We start from the raw sequence: 17,511 nt of genomic DNA on the forward strand, positions 1-17,511 counted from the left end.
TGCAGATGTCGCAATCCACACCGAGCCAGAAGGCCCTCACTCATTTCAAGATCACCAGGTCGTGAACCCCGTCACTAACCTCTGTGGTCAGTACAGCTAGTGGTCGAGTGGCCCACTCTCCAGTGCCAATCAATGGCTGACCCAGTGGGCCACTTCTCCATCCGGACCGGCTGGCTGTCCGGCTGTCCGGCTGTCCGCCCGAGCTGCCCCGCTGCCCACCGGGTCCACCGGGACCACCGGCCGGCCGCTCAGCCGCAGGTCGTCCCGTCCGCCGGCACCGTGCCGTCCAGCAGGTAGGCGTCCACGGTCTGCTTCAGGCACGGGTTGCCGGTGTTGTAGCCGCCGTGCCCCTCGCCCTGCAGGGTGACGGTCACGCCGACGCCCGCGCCGAGCTGCTGCGCCATCGTGCGGGCGCCCTCGACCGGGGTAGCCGGGTCACCGGTGGTGCCGACCACCAGGACCGGGGCGGCGCCCGGCGCGGCCACCTCCGGGTGGGCGGCCTTGCCGGGGACGGGCCAGCCGGTGCAGCCGGTCAGGCCCCAGGCGGTGAGGGCCCCGAACACCGGGGAGGCGGCGCGGAACCGCGGCAACTGCTGCTGCACGTCCTGGTCGGAGTAGCGCTGCTGGGCGTCCACGCAGCTGATCGCCCGGTTCGCGGCGTTCAGGTTGGTGTAGTGCCCCTGCGGGTCGCGCCCGTTCAGCCCGTCGGCGAGCCGGAGCAGCGTGTCGCCGGTCCCCTGCTCCATGGCCTCGCTGAGCCCGGCGGCCAGCGCGGGCCAGGTCTCCTGGCTGTACAGGGCGCCCGCGATGCCGGTGACCGCCAGGCTCTCGGTGAGCTGCCGTCCCTGCTTGGTGGGCAGCGGCGACCGCTCCAGCTTCTGCACCAGTTCCACGACCTTGGCGGTGCCCGCGTCGCCGCCCGCGCCGGTCGGGCAGGCGGTCCCGGCCTGGGCGGCGCAGGCCTTCATGAAGTCGCCGAGGGCGAGTTGGAAGCCCTGGGCCTGACCGAGCGCGGACTGCTGCGGGTCCTTCGTCGGGTCGACCACCGAGTCCAGCACCACCCGGCCGACCTGCTGCGGGAACAGGTGCGCGTAGACGCCGCCGAGCTGGGTGCCGTAGCTGATGCCGAAGTAGGACAGCTTCCGGTCGCCCAGCACCTGCCGCATCAGGTCCAGGTCGCGCGCGGCGCTCTCGGTGTCCACGTACGGCAGCACCGCACCGGAGTTGCGCTCGCAGGCGGCGGCGAAGCGGGCGTTGCCGTCGTCCAGCGCCTTCACCTCGTCGGGGGTCTCGGGGGTGCTCTCGGCGGCGGTGGCGGCGTCCATCGCCCGGTCGTCCAGGCATCTGACCCCGGCGCTGGCGCCGACCCCGCGCGGGTCGAAACCCACCAAGTCGTAGCGGGAGTTGAGGGAAGCGTAGGTCGCGGCGAAGGCGGGCAGGGTGGCCACGCCGGAGGCGCCGGGGCCGCCGAAGTTGAACAGCAGCGAGCCGATCCGGTGCTGTTCGTCCTTGGCCCGGCTGCGGATCAGCGCGAGGTCGATCGTCGTGCCGTCCGGCTTGCCGTGGTCCAGCGGGGCCTTGAGGGTGGCGCACTGCCAGTCGGCGGCGGGCGCGGTGCCGGTGCCCTGGGCGCTGGAGGGGGCGGCGCAGGCGTGCCAGTCCAGTTGTTGGGCGGCCAGTCCGGCCGCGGCGGCGGTGCCGGCCCCTGTGCCGGTGCCGGTGGCCGGGGAGGTCGGCGCGGGCTCGGCGGCGGAGGAGCCGTCGCCCTGGCAGCCGGTGGCGGCGGTGAGCAGCAGGACGGTCAGGCCGAGCGCTCCGGCGCCGCGGACGACGGTGTGCATGGGGTGGGTCCACCTCTCGGTCGGCCGGGCACCCCGGCGTGCGACAGGGGCTGCGCCTGCGCCCGGCGCTCGGTTCGCCGACGCACTCAGACCCTAGGGGCCGGAGCCCTCCGGTGCCGTACGGAGACCTCCGGACGGGGGCGTGCGCCGAACCGGCTGCCACCGGCCGAACGGGTGCGGGCCGATCCGCGCGGCCCGGCCTCGGTCGCTCTCCCGCCCGCTCCCGGTTTCCACCCTGCCGATCAGCAGGGTGGAAACCGGGAGCGCACCACGGGAACCTCCCGATCGGCACATGTGCGACGGGCTGGCGGGACGCCAGGATGACAGCCATCAGGGCCCCGTCGATGGGGCCCGGAAGGAGACTGCCGTGACGATCCCTCGCCTGCCGCTGCTGTCCCTGTCGTTCCTGTGCCTGTCGTTCCTGTGCCTGTCGTTCCTGTGCCTGTCTTCCCTCTGCCTGGTCGCCACGGGCCGCCGGCGCACCTCCTCAGCGCAGCACCATGCCCGGGGTTCCCCGCACCGCGTACGCCGGCAGGCGCAGCGCGCCGAGGGCGGCCCGGGGCAGGCTCAGCCCGAAACGCCGCTCGACGGCGCCGAGGGTGCGGCGTCGGGCGGCCCCGTCAGCCTCCCGGCCGGAGGCACAGGAGGTCACGCCGTCGGCCTCCAGGACTCCGGCGGCGACGAGGTCCGGCACCAGCAGGTCCGGCTCCTGGCCCCAGCGCCAGCGCTCCTCACCGAGGCCGAAGCCGCACAGCACGGCGCCGTCCCTGGCGTAGTCGAGCAGCGCCGGCCGCTGCTCCGGCATCGGGCGGAAGTGCACCACCTCGGCTCCGTCCCGCGCTATCTCGGTGAGCAGTTCCCCGCCGGTGGAGTCCCCGTACTCGATCGCGAACGACCAGCCGGCGCACGTACCGACCCGGATCACGCCGTCGCCGTCGTCACCGGGGCGGTAGACCTCGATGTCCAGGCCCCGGATCTCGGCGTCGCTGATCGGTGCGGTCGCGGTGGTCGGGTCGGCGCCCATCCGGCGGGCGAGTTCCTCGGGCGTGATCCCCCGGGCGAAGACGACGCCGCCGGGCTCACCGTCCGGGTCGGGGCCGCCCCTTGGCGATCGGCCGGCACCCGGTCGGCCGATCTCCGCGAACCACTGGATGCCGTCGCCGTCCTGTCCCGATCCCCCGTGCGTGCCGTCGGTCATGCCGCCCTCCCCTCGCGCCTGGCCTGCGGTGACCGGCGCGCCGGTGGGCACCCTAACCGACCCGGCAGACACCCGACCGCCGGTCACCTGATCGGTGCCGGAACCGGGCGCGCGCGGGCCGACGACCACCCCTGACCGATCGGAAGGAGACCTATCCGAAGCCGAACTCACCCGGCCCACGCCGCTGTTCACCCGGAACCGACACCGGCACGGCACCCCACCGGCACCGCCACCGTCACCGGCACAAGGCACCGCACGACTCACCGGGTACTCACCCGGCCACCGTCGGCACCTCCTGGCCCGGCACCTCCTGGCCCACGGCCTCGAACAGCAGCTTCGCGGCCACCGTCGCCCCGTCGGTGCGGATGCCGCCCGCCACGGCCTCCGCCCGGGCCCGGGTCTCGGGCGCCAGGGCCGTGGTGAACGCCGCGGAGAGCGACTCGACGGTCGGCGTGGGGTCGAGGTGGGCCACGCCGATGCCCAACTCGGCCACCCGGCCGGCCCAGTACGGCTGGTCCGCGATCCGCGGGACGACCACCTGGGGCACGCCCGCCACGGCCGCGGTCGTGGTGGTGCCCGCGCCGCCGTGGTGGACGACGGCGGCCACCCGGCGGAACAGGGCCTGCTGGTTCACCTCACCGACGACGTGGCAGTCCTCGCGGTCGTCGATCGGGGCGAGCCCGGCCCAGCCGCGGGCCAGGAGCACCCGGCGGCCGACCGCGCGACCCGCTTCGACGGCCACCCGCGCGATGTCCTCCGGGGCGTACGCGGCCATGCTGCCGAAGCCCACGTACACGGGCGGTTCACCGGCGTCCAGGAACGCTTCCAGGTCGGCCGGGAGCGGGCGGTCGTCGGGCAGGATCCACGCCCCGGTCGGCACCACGTCGAGCTCCGTCATGCCCTCGGACGGGCACAGCGTCGGGTCCGCCGCCAGCCACGGCCGCTCGGTGAAGACGTGGTCGCGGACGTTCTCCACCGGCGGCAGGCCGATCGCCGCCCGGTGGCTGTTGAGCGCCTCCCCGTACAGACCGTTCACGCGCTGGGCGTCCTGCTCCCACAGCTTCTCGTAGTCGGTCTCGTCCTCCGGGGACGGCGTGCCCGGCCGCCGTCCGGGCCGGTGGTGCCGCGAAGGCAGTCCGAAGATGTGGAAGCAGGCCAACACGTAGTGGAGGCCGAACTTCTCGGCGACGTCCCGCGCCCCGGCCGGCATCAGACCGGTCGCCAGCAGCACGTCGCAGCCCTCGGCCGCCGCGGTCAGCGCCTCGAACCGCGCGGCGACCAGCTCACGGGCGAGCCGGAAGGCGTCCTCCATCGTCGGCGGCTTCGGACCGGCGACCACCGAGTGCACCGACGGCCCGAGCGGCACCAGCGGCACCCCGACCCGCGCCAGCAGCGCCACGAACTCCTCGTCCGGCGGCGCGCACACCCGCACGTCCGCACCGAGCCCCCGCAGCGCCGCCGCCAGCCCCGCCAGCGGCTCGACATCCCCGCGCGATCCCCACGACGTCATCAACACGCGCATTTCTCGTCTCCCGTTTCCGCAGGTCATGGCCTTACGGCCGGGATTCTGCGGCACGACGGGGGGCTTGCCGCAAGCCCCGGGTCACGCTATAGCTTGATAGTGGCAGGAGGATTCGTTCCTCTTGCCCCTTTCATTGGCCATCCGGTCCCACCCGCTCCCCCGAACCGGCCGGACCGTAGCAATCCGGCCCGGCCGACGCCCGGCGCACCCCCGCCCGTCGGGGCCTCTGGGACACGAGCGCACACCGGCGTCCTCGACTCGGACTGGCCGATCGGCCCCCACCCGCCCCCGGGGGTCACGGCAGGCGCCCGCCAACCGCCGCTCCACCCACCTCGCAGCGTCGCCCGGAACCACCTCCTGTCCCGGCCGGATCACCTGAACGCCCGGCGGGCCCGCCCGGCTGCTCCTGAACGGGGACGCGGCCGTCGCCCGGTCCCGCGCACCTGCCGATTCCGTACGGCGGTCCCGCATCCCGGCCCGACCCGCCCGGCCGACCTCACCCCCACCCGCCCAGCCCGGGACGCGGGGCCGCCCGGGGGTTATCCCCCCGGCCGTTCCGGCGGCGGCCCTCAGTGCGTCGAGGCTCCCCGGTGATCGACGATTCGTGGACCGGCGTTCGCCGGCGAACCGTTCGTACCGTCGGACCATCCGGCCGCCCGCACCGCCGCAGGCCGCCCGAACCGTCCGGCGGCCGAGCCCCTTGACGGCTCGACGAAGTGACGACCTGAGGAGCACCCCCGGAATGACCGTACGCAGCGAGGGGCACGGCAAGCCCATCGGCCGACGCGCCCTGCTGGCCGCCACGGCGGCCGTCGCGACCACCGCCCTGCTCGCCCCGGCCGCCCGCGCGGACCAGCCCGATGACACGGCGGCGCCGGACCGCCCGGCGTCCACCGTGGTCCGCGAACTGGACGCCCTGGCCCACCCGTTGCGGTCCACCGAGCCCGAGGGCCGGACCACCGATCTGCGGCCGCTGGGCGCGATGGTGGGCGACGCGACGGTGGTGGGGCTCGGCGAGGCCTCGCACGGCGCCCACGAGTTCTTCGCCATGAAGCACCGGGTCCTGCGCCACCTGGTCGAGGAGAAGGGCTTCACCACCTTCGCGTTGGAGACGAGCTGGTCCGCCGGCCTGCGGATCGACGACTACGTCCAGGGCCGCACCGGCGGCGACGCCCAACGGCTGGTCAAGGAGGCGCTGGGCGGGACCCCTTGGGAGCGCCGGGAGTTCGCCGACCTGATCGGCTGGATGCGCGACCACAACCGCGAACACCCGCGGCGCCCGGTCCACTTCCTCGGCGACGACCTGGACTTCCCCGCCGTCGACGGCCGGCTCTTCGACGGAGTTGCCTCCTACCTGCGCGAGGCCGCCCCCGGGTCGCTGCCGCACCTGGAGCGGCTGTACGCCGGGCTGCGCCGGGTCGACGACGTGATCGGCTACATGACCACGCGCCCGCTCGCCGAACGGCGGCAGAACGCCGCCGCGGCCGAGCAGGCGCTGCAGCTGGTCGCCGCGGCCACGGGCGGGGACGGCCGGGCCGGCGGCGGCGAGGCGTACGAGTGGGCGGTGCAGAACGCCCGGAGCATCGCCCGGACCTTCACCTTCGCCGGCATGGACCGCGAGGACGCCGCCGACGTCGCCGCGATGCAGAACCTCCGCGACCGGGCGATGTCCGACAACGTCCTCTGGTGGCAGCGCCGCACCGGCGGGAAGGTGCTGCTGTCCGCGCACAACGGCCACGTCGGGTACGGGACCACCCACCCCGAGCTCTACCCCAGGACCCAGGGCACCTACCTGCGCGACGCCCTCGGCACGGACTACGTCGCCGTCGGCTTCACCTTCGACCGCGGGTCCTTCCTCACCAAGGACGACCCGTTCTCCCCCGCGTGGAAGAAGGTCACCGTTCCCCCGGCCACCCCCGACATGAACGAGCACACCCTCGACCGGGTCCGCCACCGCGACTACTTCGTGGACCTGCGCGACGCCCCGCCGGCCACCCGCGCCTGGCTCGCCACCGCCCGCCCGACCTACGACGCCGGGTCGGCGTTCCAGCAGGACCCGCTGCCCACCCTGGCCATCGGCCCGGCCTACGACGTCCTGGTCCACCTCCACCGGACCACCGAGGCCCGCGGGCTCTGAGCCCTGTCGGTGCCGGCGGCCGAGGGCGCCCTCGGCGCGCTCCAGCCGGACTCCCCCCTCAAAACGTCGAGGCCCCCTTTCCGCACGTCGGCACGGGCAGGGCGCGGGCCCGCGCCCGTCAGCCCGTGAACCGGCCGTCCCGCGCGACCACGCGGCCCGCGCGGACCACCAGTTCCCGCGTCGGCAGGTCGACCACCACCTGCGGCAGGCACTCGCCCGTCACCAGCATGAAGTCGGCCGGCGAGCCCGGCTCCAGGGTGGCGGCCGGCAGGTCCAGCAGTTCGGCGCCGCCGTCGGCCGCCAGGGCGAAGCAGTCGGCGAGCTGCTCGTCCGTGCGGGCGTCGGTGGTCCAGCCGAGCAGGTGGGCGCGGTGCAGCAGGTCGGCGTTGCCGTACGGACTCCACGAGTCGCGCACGCCGTCCGAGCCGAGCCCGACCCGCACCCCGTGCGCCCGCAGCGTGCGGAACGGCAGCACCTGGTGGGCCGAGGGCGCCACGGTGGTGAGGCCGACGCCGGACTCGGCCAGCTCGGCGGCGAGGTCGGCGAGCGGGGCGCCGGTCAGTTCCGGGACGCAGAAGGCGTGGCTGACGACCACCCGTCCGGCCAGTCCGGCCGCCCTGGTCCGCGCGGCGATGTCGCGCAGCGGGCCGAGGCCGCGCTCACCCGTGTCGTGCAGGTGGATGTCGAGGCGCAGCCCGTGCTGCTCGGCCAGGCCGAACAGCAGCTCCAGCTGGGCGGGCCCCTCGCCGTCCGTTCCCTCGGCCGGGACGCCGTCGAAGCCCGCCGGGTCGATGCCGCCGATGGCGTCGACCAGCCCGCGCGCCGCCGCCCGCGCGAGCAGCGCGCCCGCGCCGGGCGTCCGCCGGACCCCGTGCTGCGGGAAGGCCACCAGTTGGACGTCCAGCACGCCGGCCAGGCGCTCCCGCACCTCGGCGAGCCCGGTCACCCCGGCCAGTCCGAACGCGGGCGCCACGTCCACGTGGGCCCGCACGGCCCGGGTGCCGCGCGTCACGGCGTGGCTCAGCAGCCGGTGGGCGCGGTCGGCGACCGGGGTCCGCTGGTGCCGGTGGAGGTCGACGTCGCCCTGGACGTACTCGGGCAGCGAGCCGGCCGGACGGCGGCTGTACCAGGGTTCGCCCCAGGCGGTCTTGTCGGGGTGGATGTGGGCGTCCACCAGAGTGGGCAGCGCGATCCGGCCGCCGCCCTCGACCACCTCCGGCACCACCCCGTCGGGCACCCGCTCGGCCAGCAGACCGTCCACGGCGATCAGGTCGACGGCCCGGTCGGCGCCGTACGGCCGGACGTCCCGGAAGACCGTGACGGACGGCGGGGCGACGGCAGCCGCGACAGCCGGACCCGTGGTGGCGGCAGCCGTGGCAGCCGGGCCCGTGGTGCCGGAAGGCGTGGTCATGGGGTGCTCCGGTTCCGTGGACGGAATTTGTCCGACAGGCAAAACGTCCTACCTTTCATTCAACAGTCTGTTTATCATCTCCGGGTCCCCGTCCCCCGCCCGGAGCCGCTCACGCATGTCCACACCACCGCCCACCGCCACGCCCGGCCCGCACCCGCTGCACGCCCTGCGGGCCACCGTCTTCGCCATAGGCACCCTGCTCCTGCTGGTCGGGGTGGGCGTCCTGCTCGACCAACCGCTGCTGATCCCGCCGCTGGCCGCCAGCGCCGCCCTGGTGCACGGCGCGCCCGGCCTGCCGATCTCGCAGCCGCGCAACCTGGTCGGCGGTCAGCTGATGTCGGCCCTGATCGGCTACGCCACCCTGGCCGTCACCGGAAGCACCACCTGGGGCGCGGCCGTCGCCGCCGGGCTCGCGCTGGGCGCGATGATGCTCACCCACCTCTCGCACTCCCCGGCCGCGGCCACCGCCGTGATCGTCGTCCTGGAGGGGCCGCACCCCGTTCCCTTCCTCCCGCTGCTCGCGCTGGCCACTGGTCTGCTGGTCGTCATCGGCCTGCTGCCCGGCCGGATCGGCGGGCACCCGGTCCGCTACCCGGTGTCCTGGTGACGACCGCGCCGCAGCGACCGACCGCGCCGCAGCGACCTGCCGCGCCGTAGCGGCCGACCGCACCGCGGCCGGCCGCCGGGAACACCCGGGTGGCCGGGCTCTCCACTCTCCCGCCGAACGCCCACGGCCGGGTCATCCGATCGGATGACCCGGCCGTCGTCCGTTGCGCGGGACAAGGACGACCGCCCCGCCGACGCCGTCCTGCCGGCCCCGACGGCAGGCTGGGACCCTCACGCGGCCGACCGCCCGCCGAGGAACCGCGCCGTCCGACCACACCCCCGCCGAGGAGCCCCCGCCATGGCCGCCCGCCCGCTCTCCCCCGCCGACCAGGCCCTGCTGGACGCCGCCGACCGCGGCGACGTCGACGCCGCCCGCGCGGCCCTGACGGCGGGCGCGACCGTCGGGGCCCGCGACGCCGAGGGCCGTACCCCGCTGCTGCGGGCCGCCTTCGCCGACCGGGTCGCCGTCGCCCGGCTGCTGGTCGAGGCCGGTGCGGACGTCAACGCCCAGGACGCGCGGCTGAACAGCCCCTGGCTGGTCACCGGCATCACCGGCAGCGTCCCGATGCTGCGCGCCCTGCTCCCCGGCGGCCCGGACCTCACCCGCCGCAACCGCTACGGCGGGGTGTCGGTCATCCCCGCCGCCGAGCGCGGCCACGTCGCCTACGTCCGCGCGGTCCTCACCGAGACCGCCATCGACGTCGACCACGTCAACGACCTCGGCTGGACGGCCTTGCTGGAGGCCGTCCTGCTCGGCGACGGCGGCCCGGCCCACCGCGAGGTCGTCGACGTCCTGCTCGCCCACGGAGCCGACCCGCACCTCGCCGACGCCGACGGCGTCACCGCTCGCGCCCACGCCGAACGCCGCGGCTTCCACGCCGTCGCCGAGACGCTGCGCGCGGCGGAGGCCCGCAACCCCACCCCCGGCGGGGGCCGCTGAGCCGACCCGACCAGCCGGGGCAGCCCCACGGGCGGGGACGACCCACCCGGGCTGCCCGGGCGCGGCCTCAGGATCCCGGGTAGGTCAGCACCGCCAGCACCCGGCGGTGGTCGTCCGGGGCCGGCGGCAGGTCGAGCTTGGTGAAGGCCACGTCGGCGCGGTGGGGATGAGCGAGGACGCGTTCCGCAGGGCCCGCGCCCGGATGACCGCCACCCCCGGCTCCCTGGACGGCCTGACCGGCGAGAACACCATGGTGGTCAAGGCCGGGACGGCCGCCTGGCTGGGCTGGACCACCGGCCGCCGCGTCCCGGTCACCTTCGAGGACGGCGACACCGTGGACGTCACGGCCGTCGCCGAGATCACCGACGGATCCGCCACGGCGAGCGTGCTGCTGACCACCCGCACCGTCCGGGCCCACGACCCCTCGGCGCTCACCTCGGTCGTCTACACCACCGGCACCACCCCGCCGGCCGCCCTCGCCCCGCTCGGTGCCCAGGCGTTGAGCAGCGCCCAGTACGCCGCCCGCACCGACTCGGACGACGACGCCCTGGTCCGGATATTCCTGGTCATTCTGATCGGAATGTCGCTCGGCTACACCTGCCTGGCCGTCGCCAACACCCTGCTGATGGCCACCGCCCAGCGGGCCGCGGTCTTCGCCGTGCTGCGGCTGTCCGGCGCGACCCGCCGCCAGGTGCTGCGGATGGTCGCCGCCGAGTCGACCCTGGCGGTGGGGATCGGCGCCGCGCTCGGCCTGCTGATCGCGGTGGGCACCCTGGTGGCCGTCCGCTCCGGCTTCTCCGCCCGGCTCGGCACCCGGGTCGACCTCGCCCTGCCCTGGTCGACCATCGCGCTGACCGTCGGTGTCTGCCTGCTGCTGGCCCTGTTCGCCGGCGTGCTGCCGGCCCGCTCGGCGCTGCGCCGCCCCGGCGCCCGGCCGCCCGGCCGGCTGACCGGCTGACCGGGGCCACCCGGTCGGGCTCCCGCCGTACGACCCGTGCACCGCGTTCGACGTGTACGACGCGCACGGAAGGGGGAGGCCCGACCGGGCGCGGACGTGTCAGGAGGCCTGCTCCGCCAGCGCCTTGATGCCTTCGAGGGTGGCCGTCATACCGGTGCGCAGCTCGTTCAGCCGGAAGTCGACGATCTTCTCCTCCAGCTCCGGCTTGGCGTCGATGACCAGGCTGGCGCCGCTGCGGCCCGGGCCGATCACCACCGACTGGCGCAGCCGGGTGCCGCCGTCCTCCGGGGTCAGCTCGAAGCGCCACCGGGCCAGCGCCCCGGCGAGGTCGGACACCGGCTCGCCGTAACGGCCGTCGGCGTCCATCACGCCCCAGGCGAAGACCCTCCGCCCGTCCGCCCCGTCCGGCCCACCTGATCCGGCCTGTCCCACCGTCCCGGTCAGCTCGGTGATCTCGGAGACCGTCCGCCAGTCGGGCATGTCCGCACGGCTGTTGTGCCCCTCGAAGCGGGCGCCCACCGCGGGGCCGTCCGCGCCGTCCAGCCAGGCGACCCGCTGGAGCTCCGGGCTGAGCCGGGTGGGCAGACCGATGTCCGTCACCAGCTCCCACACCCGTTCCACCGGCGCCCCGACGAACACCTCGCACTGCGCACCCGGACCATCGGCGTACCGCATGCCCGTTCCCCCTCTTCCGTACGTCATCGTTCTTGCTAGTCGCGCGCGCTCGTCGCGCTCGCGCTCGATGCGGGTCGACACCCGCCCGCACCCCCGCCACAGCGTCCGGAACGCCGACGAGGGCAGCGGGCGGGTTGCCGCCCTGGGCCCTGGACCGATGATCGATCCCCCGGAACACCCAAGTCAATCCGCCGATTTACTGGGGCACCCCCAAGCGATACCTTGGATCGCCGTGACCCTTGACGACCTCCGCGTCTTCGCCGCGGTCTGCCGGGCCGGCTCGCTCAGCGCCGTCGCCCGGGACCTGAACTGCAGCCAGTCCGCCGTCAGCCAGCACGTGAAGCGGCTCGAACGGGAGGTCGGGATCGCCCTGATCGAGCGCCACCCGCGCGGCGTCGTCCCCACCAGGGCGGGGAGCCTGCTGCGCACGGCGATCGCCGCCGGCCTCGGCGGCATCGACCACGCGCTGCACCGGATCGCCGAACTCACCCGCGGCGAGGGCGGGTCCGTCCGGATCACCACCGGGGCCACCAGCATCCGGCACTTCATGTCCGCGGCCGTGGTGGACTTCCGGCGGCGATTCCCCCGGGTCAGCCTGGAGTTCCAGACAGAGGTCTCCAGCCGCAGCTGTCTGGAGTCGCTCAACGCCGGCCGGGTCGACCTCGCCTGGATCACCCTCGGCGTCCCGGCTCGGGGCATCGACCAGCGGCCTGTGGTCGACCTGCCCTGGGTGCTCGCGGTCGCGGCGGGCGACCCGCTCGCCGCCCGGGCCCGGATCTCGCCCGCCGACCTCCAGGACGCCCGGCTGATCGGGCTGCCGCAGAACTCCGTCTCCCGCTCCCAGGTCGAGGCCTGGCTCGGGAAGTCGGGCGTCCGGCCGGTCTTCGAGACCAGCGTCGCGGACTGGGACACCGCGATCCTGCTCGCCGAACTCGGCCTCGGCCACGCCGTCGTCCCCGCGCTCCCGCAGTGGCAGGGCCCCGGCCACCCCGGCCTGCGGCTGCTTCCGCTGCCCGATCTGCCCGCCCTCACCGCCGGCTGGGCCGTCCGGGACTGGGAGAACCTGGGCCCGCTCGCCCGCGCCTTCGCCGACACCGTCGCCGCCCACTGCGGCCGTGCGGCCCCGCCGGCCGTCGGCCCGGAGGCCGTCTGAGGCGGCTCCGGCCCGGGCGCCGTGACCCCTCGCTTCCCGGGCCAGGCCGGGCCGACGCCGTACGCCCCGGCCCTTACCGGCTCCTGAAGGACGGGTTGCGCCCGATCTCCACGAAGCCCCGGCGGCCGTACCACTCGCGCGGCCAGTCCGCCGCGTCCGCGAGCAGGAACAGCTGCGGTATGCCGGCCTCGGCCGCCAGCGCCAGCCCCGTCGCCAGCAGGGTGTCACCGTGCCCCGCGCCGCGGTGCCGCGAACCGGTCACCCCGTCCTCCATCTGGGCGAGTCCGGCGGCCGGTTCGAGGTAGAGGTCGCTCCAGGCCGCGACTTCGCCGGTCGGCGTCCGCGCCGCCAGGAAGCGCACCCGCTCGGCACCGCGCACCCGCTCGGCACCGCGCAGCCGGGCGGTGCGGCGGTCGGTGAGCTGCCGGGCGACCTCCCCGTCCTCGCTCCACTCCCGCTGCTGGCGCAGCACTGCCTCCCGTATCCCGGTCAACTCCACCGGGAGTGCGGCCGGTTCGGGACGCTGGCAGCCGTCCGTGGGCCGGGCCAGGATCACGATTTCCTCCCGCTCCCACCCGGCCGCCGCCAGCACCGGGGTGACGCGCTCGCCGACCTCCGGGTCCAACACGGTGACGGAGTACCGGCGGCGACGCCCCAGCCACCGGGCGGCCAGCTCGGGCAGCGCCGCCGGGTCGGTGCCCGGGCCGTCCACGATCAGCTGGTTGTGCTCCTCGGAGAGGGCGAACTCGGCGTCCCGGACTGCGAACACGCCGGGGAATTCGGGCTTTTCGATGAGCTCGGCCGCCTGGCGGCGGGCGAAGGCGGCGCGGAAGGCGGTCACGCGCGCAAGCAGATCCGACATCCGGCCATCGTCACTCCCCCGACCCTCGCGGGCAACGGCTTTTCCCGTACGGCCCCGGCGAATCCAGCGGCCTCAGCAGCCTCAGTGGCCTCAGCGTTTCAGCGCTTCAAGAGGACGAGCCCGGCGTCGAACCGGCGGACGGGCGCTCCAGGAACCGCCGGATCCCGTCCCGCACCCCGTCGGTCGGCACGGTCGCCGCGAAGGCCGCCGCCTCCACCGCGAGCCCCTCGTCGATCGGCAGGTTGACGCCCCGGGTCACCGCCCGCAGGCAGGCGGCCACCGCGGTCGGCGCGTGCCGGACGATCCGCTCCGCCAGGTGCCTTGCCGCGTCCAGCAGTTCGTTTGCCGGAACGACCGAGTTGACCAGGCCGATCTCGGCGGCGCGGGCGGCCGGGACCGGGTCGCCGGTGAGGATCAGCTCCAGGCCTCGCTTGCGCCCGACATGCCGCGGCAACCGCTGCGAGCCGCCGAAGGGCGGCGGGAAGCCGAGCGAGATCTCGGGCTTGGCGAAGGTCGCGTGCTCGGCCGCGACGGCCAGCGGGGCGGCCTCGGCGATCTCGCAACCACCGCCGTACGCAAGGCCGTTGACGGCCACGATGACGGGCTTGGGGAACTCCTCGATCCGCCGGGTGAGGGTGTGCCCGCGCCGGACGAACTCGCGCAGCGCCCGCTCGGGCCCGCCCGCGATGCTGGCCGCCAGCGACGGGATGTCGGCGCCCGCGCTGAACGCCCGTCCACCGGCACCGGTGAGGATCACGGCGCGGACGGTGTCGTCGGCGTCGATCCGGTCGAGTTCGGCGAGCAGCACGTCGATCGTCGGGTAGTCGAGGGCGTTGAGCTTCTCCTGCCGGTCGATGGTGAGGGTGACGACGTGCCGGTCCCGCTCGCTGCGGACGGTCATGGGGGCGTACTCCGTTCCTGGCCTCGCTGCTGGATGCGACGAGGCTAGGAACACCCGTCCAGGACAATCCACTTATTGTCCTGGATACACTCCGACACACGGCCGTACGCCCCGTACACCCCACACGCCCCGGAGCGCGGCCCCACTCCCAGGAACGGCAGGTGCCCGTGCGACCGCCCGCCTACAAGGCCGTCGTCGACGAGTACGCGGCCGCCATCCGCGCCGGCGCTCTCCCGGCTGGCACCCGCCTGCCGACCCACCGCGCCCTCGCCCGCGAACGGCGGATCGCCCTCGCCACAGCCACCCGGGTCTACGCCGAACTGGCCGCCGCCGGCCTGGTGGTGGGCGAGCGGGGCCGCGGCACCTTCGTCCGGCTGCGCACCGGCTACGACGGCCTCGAACCGTCGCGCACCCTCCCGGTGCCCCGGGTCGCCGACCTCTCCTTCAACCAGCCGCTCTCCCCCGGGCAGGGCGACCAGCTGCGGCAGGCCCTGCGCGCGCTCGCCTCCTCCGGCGACGCCGAGGCCCTGCTGCGCCAGCACCCGCCGGGCGGCCACCGGCACGACCGCGCCGCGGTGGCCACCCACCTGCTGGACCGCGGGATCGACACCGCGCCCGAGAACGTCCTGCTCACCAGCGGGGCGCAGCAGGCCCTGGACTGCGTCCTGCGCACGCTCACCCGCCCCGGGGACGTCCTCGCCGTGGACGCGCTCGGCTACCCGGGCATCAAGCTGCTGGCCACCGCCCACGGGCTGGACCTCGCCCCCGTCCCGGCCACCGCCGCGGGCCCGGACCTCGACGCACTCGACCGGCTCTGCCGCACCCGGCCGGTGCGGGCGGTGTACACCCAGCCGACCGTCCACAACCCGCTCGGCTGGGTGCTCTCCACGGCACGGCGCGAGCGCCTGGTCCAGCTCGCCGCCGACCACGGCTTCACCCTGATCGAGGACGGCACCTACGCCTTCCTGGAGGCCGCACCTCCCCCGCCCCTACGGACCCTGGCCCCGGAGCGCACCTGTTACCTGGCCGGCCTGTCCAAGAGCGTCGCACCGGGCCTGCGGTTCGGCTTCGCCGTCCTGCCCGACCACCTGCTCCGGGCCGCCACCACCAGCCTGCGCACCGCCGCCTGGGGCGCCCCCGGCCTGATCACGGCCCTCGCCACCGGCTGGCTCACCGACGGCACGGTCGCCCGCCTGGAACGGGAACGCCGCACGGACGCCGCCGCCCGCCAGTCGATCGCCCGCACCGCCCTGGCCGGCCTGACCACCACCGCCCACCCCACCTCCTACGTCCTCTGGCTCACCCTCGAACCCCACCAACGCGCCGACCACGCGGCCGCCGCCCTGGCCGCCGAGGGCATCCTGATCTCCACCGCCGACGCCTTCGCCACCACCCCCCACCACCCCAACGCCCTCCGCCTCGCCCTCGCCACACCCCCACTCCCCACCCTCCCCACCGTCCTCACCCACCTCCGCACCACCCTCGAAGCGATCGCCCCCTGACGCACCCCACCCCGCGGGCTCGCCCTCCAACGCGGAATCCCCCCCGCCAAAGCCAGAACAGCCGCACCCACCAAGCCCCCACCGACACCTAATCCCCCGCAGCGGCACAACCACCAACACCCGGCCCACCCCGCCGACAACCCACCCACCCCGAACCACACCCACCAAGCCCCGAGCCGGAAATCGGCGGGCTCTACCTCTGGCGCACCCCCAACCGAGACCACCACGCACTCCCGGCCTTCTCTCACCGGTCCCCCATCAGAAATCGACCAGGCCGACTTCCCACTCCCCCACAGCCCAAACCCAAGGCCATGCGTGGCCCGGAACACACCCACCAGCCCCTGCCCTGGAGGAAGTCAGCACGCTCGACTTCCGGCGCGAAATCCCCCACCCAAGCCAAAACAGGCAATCACACCCGGCCTTCTCCACCCATCAACACCAGAAGTCGGCCGAGCCGACTTCCCACTCCGCCACCCCACCCAGCCGAACCGAGCACAGACCAGCCAAACCAGGCCACTCACGCCAGAAGTCGACCAGGCCGACTTCCCACTCCCATCAACCCACCCACTGGGCCCGCGCCAAGTCCGCCCCGGAACGAATCCACCAATCCCCGCGCCAGAAGTCAGCACGCTCGACTTCCGGCGTGAATTCCCCTCACCAAGCCAAAACAGGCACACACCCGACCCTCTCCCACCGGGCCGACTTCCCACTCCACCACCCCATCCAGCCGCGCCGAGCACACACGAAGCGAATGGGGGCACAACGCCAGAAGTCGGCCCGGCCGACTTCCTACTCCCCCGCGGCCCGACCGAAGCGGGCGCTCCAGTCCGTGAGCAGGGCCCGGAGGGCGTCCGGGGCGACTACGCGGAACTCGGCGCCGATCGAGCCCAGGGCCATGGCGGGCCAGTCCAGGGAATCGGCGGTCATCCGCAGGTGGCAGCGGTGCGGGGTGACGGGTTCCACGGTGGCCCAGCGGCCGACGCGGGCCCGGACGTGGTCCGCCGGGGCCTCGATGAGGGCCTCCACCTGGTGCGGCCGGGGGACGCCGTGGAGGCCCGCGCGGACGAACTCCGCCGCGTCGGCGGCCGGGAGGGTGCGCGGGGCGAAGCGGGTGCCGCTTCCGGACGGGGCGGTGAGGCGGTCGAGGCGGAAGCTGCGCCAGTCGGCCCGGTCGAGGTCGTACGCGACCAGGTACCAGCGGCGGTTCAGGCAGACCAGCCGGTGCGGTTCGACGTGCCGCTCCGTCCCGCGCCCGTCGGCGGCCGTGTACGAGAACCGCGCCCGCTCGCCGTCCCGGCAGGCGAGCGCCACCACTGTCAGGACGTCCGGGTCGACGCCGGCGCCCGCCTGGGCCCCCCAGTCCACCGGGACGGTCATCGCGCGCAGCGCCTCGACCCTTCGGCGCAACCGGGCCGGCATCACCTGGACCACCTTCGCCAGCACCCGCACCGAGGCCTCGGCGACGCCCTCCACCGGGCTCTCGGCCGCCGCCTGCAGGCCCACCGCGAGGGCCACCGCCTCCTCGTCGTCGATCACCAGCGGCGGCAGCGCGGCGCCCGCGGCCAGCTGGTAGCCGCCGTCGACGCCGCGCTGCGCCTCGACGGGGTAGCCGAGTTCGCGCAGCCGGTCGACGTCCCGGCGCAGGGTGCGGACGGAGACGCCGAGCCGGTCGGCCAGTTCCTCGCCCGGCCAGTACCGGTGGGTCTGGAGCAGGGAGAGCAGTCGCAGCGTCCGGGTGCTGGTGTTCGCCATGCCGTCGATTCTCCACGGGATTCAGGACAGGAAGTGACCGCAATGGTCCGTAA

Annotated in this window: 14 protein-coding genes; 6 read left to right on the plus strand and 8 right to left on the minus strand. The window is 74.9% G+C overall.

The features are described 5' to 3' along the window. Window positions 1-248: 248 nt before the first annotated feature. The 3 genes from ACIQI7_RS29470 to ACIQI7_RS29480 all read right to left on the minus strand — a co-directional run bounded on the left by ACIQI7_RS29470 (window position 249) and on the right by ACIQI7_RS29480 (window position 4,561). A complete protein-coding gene (locus ACIQI7_RS29470) occupies window positions 249-1,841 on the minus strand; it encodes an alpha/beta hydrolase (RefSeq protein ID WP_401115693.1) in 1,593 nt (530 codons plus the stop codon). Window positions 1,842-2,328: 487 nt separating this feature from the next. Next, window positions 2,329-3,039, minus strand: a complete 711-nt coding sequence (locus tag ACIQI7_RS29475; protein ID WP_401115696.1) for a DUF6461 domain-containing protein — start codon at window positions 3,037-3,039, stop codon at window positions 2,329-2,331. 271 nt (window positions 3,040-3,310) lie between these two features. Continuing rightward, window positions 3,311-4,561 carry a glycosyltransferase gene (locus ACIQI7_RS29480; RefSeq protein WP_401115699.1) on the minus strand — a complete coding sequence of 417 codons (1,251 nt, stop codon included), beginning with the start codon at window positions 4,559-4,561 and terminating at the stop codon, window positions 3,311-3,313. Between the two features lie 742 nt (window positions 4,562-5,303). Here ACIQI7_RS29480 and ACIQI7_RS29485 point away from each other — a divergent pair. Next, on the plus strand, window positions 5,304-6,698 hold the full coding sequence (locus ACIQI7_RS29485; RefSeq protein ID WP_401115702.1) for an erythromycin esterase family protein: 1,395 nt from the start codon (window positions 5,304-5,306) through the stop codon (window positions 6,696-6,698). A 118-nt stretch (window positions 6,699-6,816) separates the two neighbouring features. Here the strand turns inward: ACIQI7_RS29485 and ACIQI7_RS29490 are convergent, their stop codons facing one another. Beyond that, a complete protein-coding gene (locus tag ACIQI7_RS29490) occupies window positions 6,817-8,109 on the minus strand; it encodes an amidohydrolase (RefSeq protein ID WP_401115705.1) in 1,293 nt (430 codons plus the stop codon). A gap of 115 nt (window positions 8,110-8,224) precedes the next feature. Here ACIQI7_RS29490 and ACIQI7_RS29495 point away from each other — a divergent pair, with 115 nt between their 5' ends. From ACIQI7_RS29495 to ACIQI7_RS29505, 3 genes are all read left to right on the plus strand, one after another. After that, window positions 8,225-8,716 carry an HPP family protein gene (locus ACIQI7_RS29495; RefSeq protein ID WP_401115708.1) on the plus strand — a complete coding sequence of 164 codons (492 nt, stop codon included), beginning with the start codon at window positions 8,225-8,227 and terminating at the stop codon, window positions 8,714-8,716. Window positions 8,717-9,013: 297 nt separating this feature from the next. Beyond that, entirely contained in the window at window positions 9,014-9,655 is a 642-nt protein-coding gene (locus ACIQI7_RS29500) for an ankyrin repeat domain-containing protein (RefSeq protein WP_401115711.1), read from the plus strand. A gap of 166 nt (window positions 9,656-9,821) precedes the next feature. Further along, window positions 9,822-10,613 (plus strand): ABC transporter permease, encoded by a 792-nt coding sequence (locus ACIQI7_RS29505; RefSeq protein WP_401115714.1) that lies wholly within the window; start codon window positions 9,822-9,824, stop codon window positions 10,611-10,613. A gap of 99 nt (window positions 10,614-10,712) precedes the next feature. Here ACIQI7_RS29505 and ACIQI7_RS29510 read toward each other — a convergent pair whose 3' ends face one another. After that, on the minus strand, window positions 10,713-11,288 hold the full coding sequence (locus ACIQI7_RS29510) for an SRPBCC family protein (RefSeq protein WP_401115717.1): 576 nt from the start codon (window positions 11,286-11,288) through the stop codon (window positions 10,713-10,715). A 232-nt stretch (window positions 11,289-11,520) separates the two neighbouring features. Between ACIQI7_RS29510 and ACIQI7_RS29515 the strand changes: the two genes are divergently transcribed. Then, window positions 11,521-12,441, plus strand: a complete 921-nt coding sequence (locus ACIQI7_RS29515; protein ID WP_401115720.1) for a LysR family transcriptional regulator — start codon at window positions 11,521-11,523, stop codon at window positions 12,439-12,441. Between the two features lie 73 nt (window positions 12,442-12,514). Here ACIQI7_RS29515 and ACIQI7_RS29520 read toward each other — a convergent pair whose 3' ends face one another. Together ACIQI7_RS29520 and ACIQI7_RS29525 are read right to left on the minus strand one after the other, a co-directional pair. Further along, window positions 12,515-13,303 (minus strand): N-acetyltransferase, encoded by a 789-nt coding sequence (locus tag ACIQI7_RS29520; protein ID WP_401115723.1) that lies wholly within the window; start codon window positions 13,301-13,303, stop codon window positions 12,515-12,517. A 106-nt stretch (window positions 13,304-13,409) separates the two neighbouring features. Continuing rightward, window positions 13,410-14,204, minus strand: coding sequence for a crotonase/enoyl-CoA hydratase family protein (locus ACIQI7_RS29525; protein WP_401115726.1), 795 nt, complete (start codon window positions 14,202-14,204; stop codon window positions 13,410-13,412). Between the two features lie 161 nt (window positions 14,205-14,365). Here ACIQI7_RS29525 and ACIQI7_RS29530 point away from each other — a divergent pair, with 161 nt between their 5' ends. Further along, entirely contained in the window at window positions 14,366-15,706 is a 1,341-nt protein-coding gene (locus tag ACIQI7_RS29530) for a PLP-dependent aminotransferase family protein (protein ID WP_401115729.1), read from the plus strand. A 789-nt stretch (window positions 15,707-16,495) separates the two neighbouring features. On the opposite strand, the gene ACIQI7_RS29535 is transcribed toward ACIQI7_RS29530, so the two are convergent. Continuing rightward, complete coding sequence (locus tag ACIQI7_RS29535; protein WP_401115732.1) at window positions 16,496-17,458, minus strand: helix-turn-helix transcriptional regulator; 963 nt, start codon at window positions 17,456-17,458, stop codon at window positions 16,496-16,498. Window positions 17,459-17,511: the final 53 nt, after the last annotated feature.

This window comes from Kitasatospora sp. NPDC092039 (genome assembly GCF_044756065.1).
Taxonomy (GTDB): Bacteria; Actinomycetota; Actinomycetes; order Streptomycetales; family Streptomycetaceae; genus Kitasatospora.

Excerpts from the sequence above, each read along its gene's own strand:
- ACIQI7_RS29470 (WP_401115693.1), bottom strand. The coding sequence starts at position 1,841 with ATGCACACCGTCGTCCGCGGCGCCGGAGCGCTCGGCCTGACCGTCCTG.
- ACIQI7_RS29475 (WP_401115696.1), bottom strand. The coding sequence starts at position 3,039 with ATGACCGACGGCACGCACGGGGGATCGGGACAGGACGGCGACGGCATC.
- ACIQI7_RS29480 (WP_401115699.1), bottom strand. The coding sequence starts at position 4,561 with ATGCGCGTGTTGATGACGTCGTGGGGATCGCGCGGGGATGTCGAGCCG.
- ACIQI7_RS29485 (WP_401115702.1), top strand. The coding sequence starts at position 5,304 with ATGACCGTACGCAGCGAGGGGCACGGCAAGCCCATCGGCCGACGCGCC.
- ACIQI7_RS29490 (WP_401115705.1), bottom strand. The coding sequence starts at position 8,109 with ATGACCACGCCTTCCGGCACCACGGGCCCGGCTGCCACGGCTGCCGCC.
- ACIQI7_RS29495 (WP_401115708.1), top strand. The coding sequence starts at position 8,225 with ATGTCCACACCACCGCCCACCGCCACGCCCGGCCCGCACCCGCTGCAC.
- ACIQI7_RS29500 (WP_401115711.1), top strand. The coding sequence starts at position 9,014 with ATGGCCGCCCGCCCGCTCTCCCCCGCCGACCAGGCCCTGCTGGACGCC.
- ACIQI7_RS29505 (WP_401115714.1), top strand. The coding sequence starts at position 9,822 with ATGAGCGAGGACGCGTTCCGCAGGGCCCGCGCCCGGATGACCGCCACC.
- ACIQI7_RS29510 (WP_401115717.1), bottom strand. The coding sequence starts at position 11,288 with ATGCGGTACGCCGATGGTCCGGGTGCGCAGTGCGAGGTGTTCGTCGGG.
- ACIQI7_RS29520 (WP_401115723.1), bottom strand. The coding sequence starts at position 13,303 with ATGTCGGATCTGCTTGCGCGCGTGACCGCCTTCCGCGCCGCCTTCGCC.
- ACIQI7_RS29525 (WP_401115726.1), bottom strand. The coding sequence starts at position 14,204 with ATGACCGTCCGCAGCGAGCGGGACCGGCACGTCGTCACCCTCACCATC.
- ACIQI7_RS29535 (WP_401115732.1), bottom strand. The coding sequence starts at position 17,458 with ATGGCGAACACCAGCACCCGGACGCTGCGACTGCTCTCCCTGCTCCAG.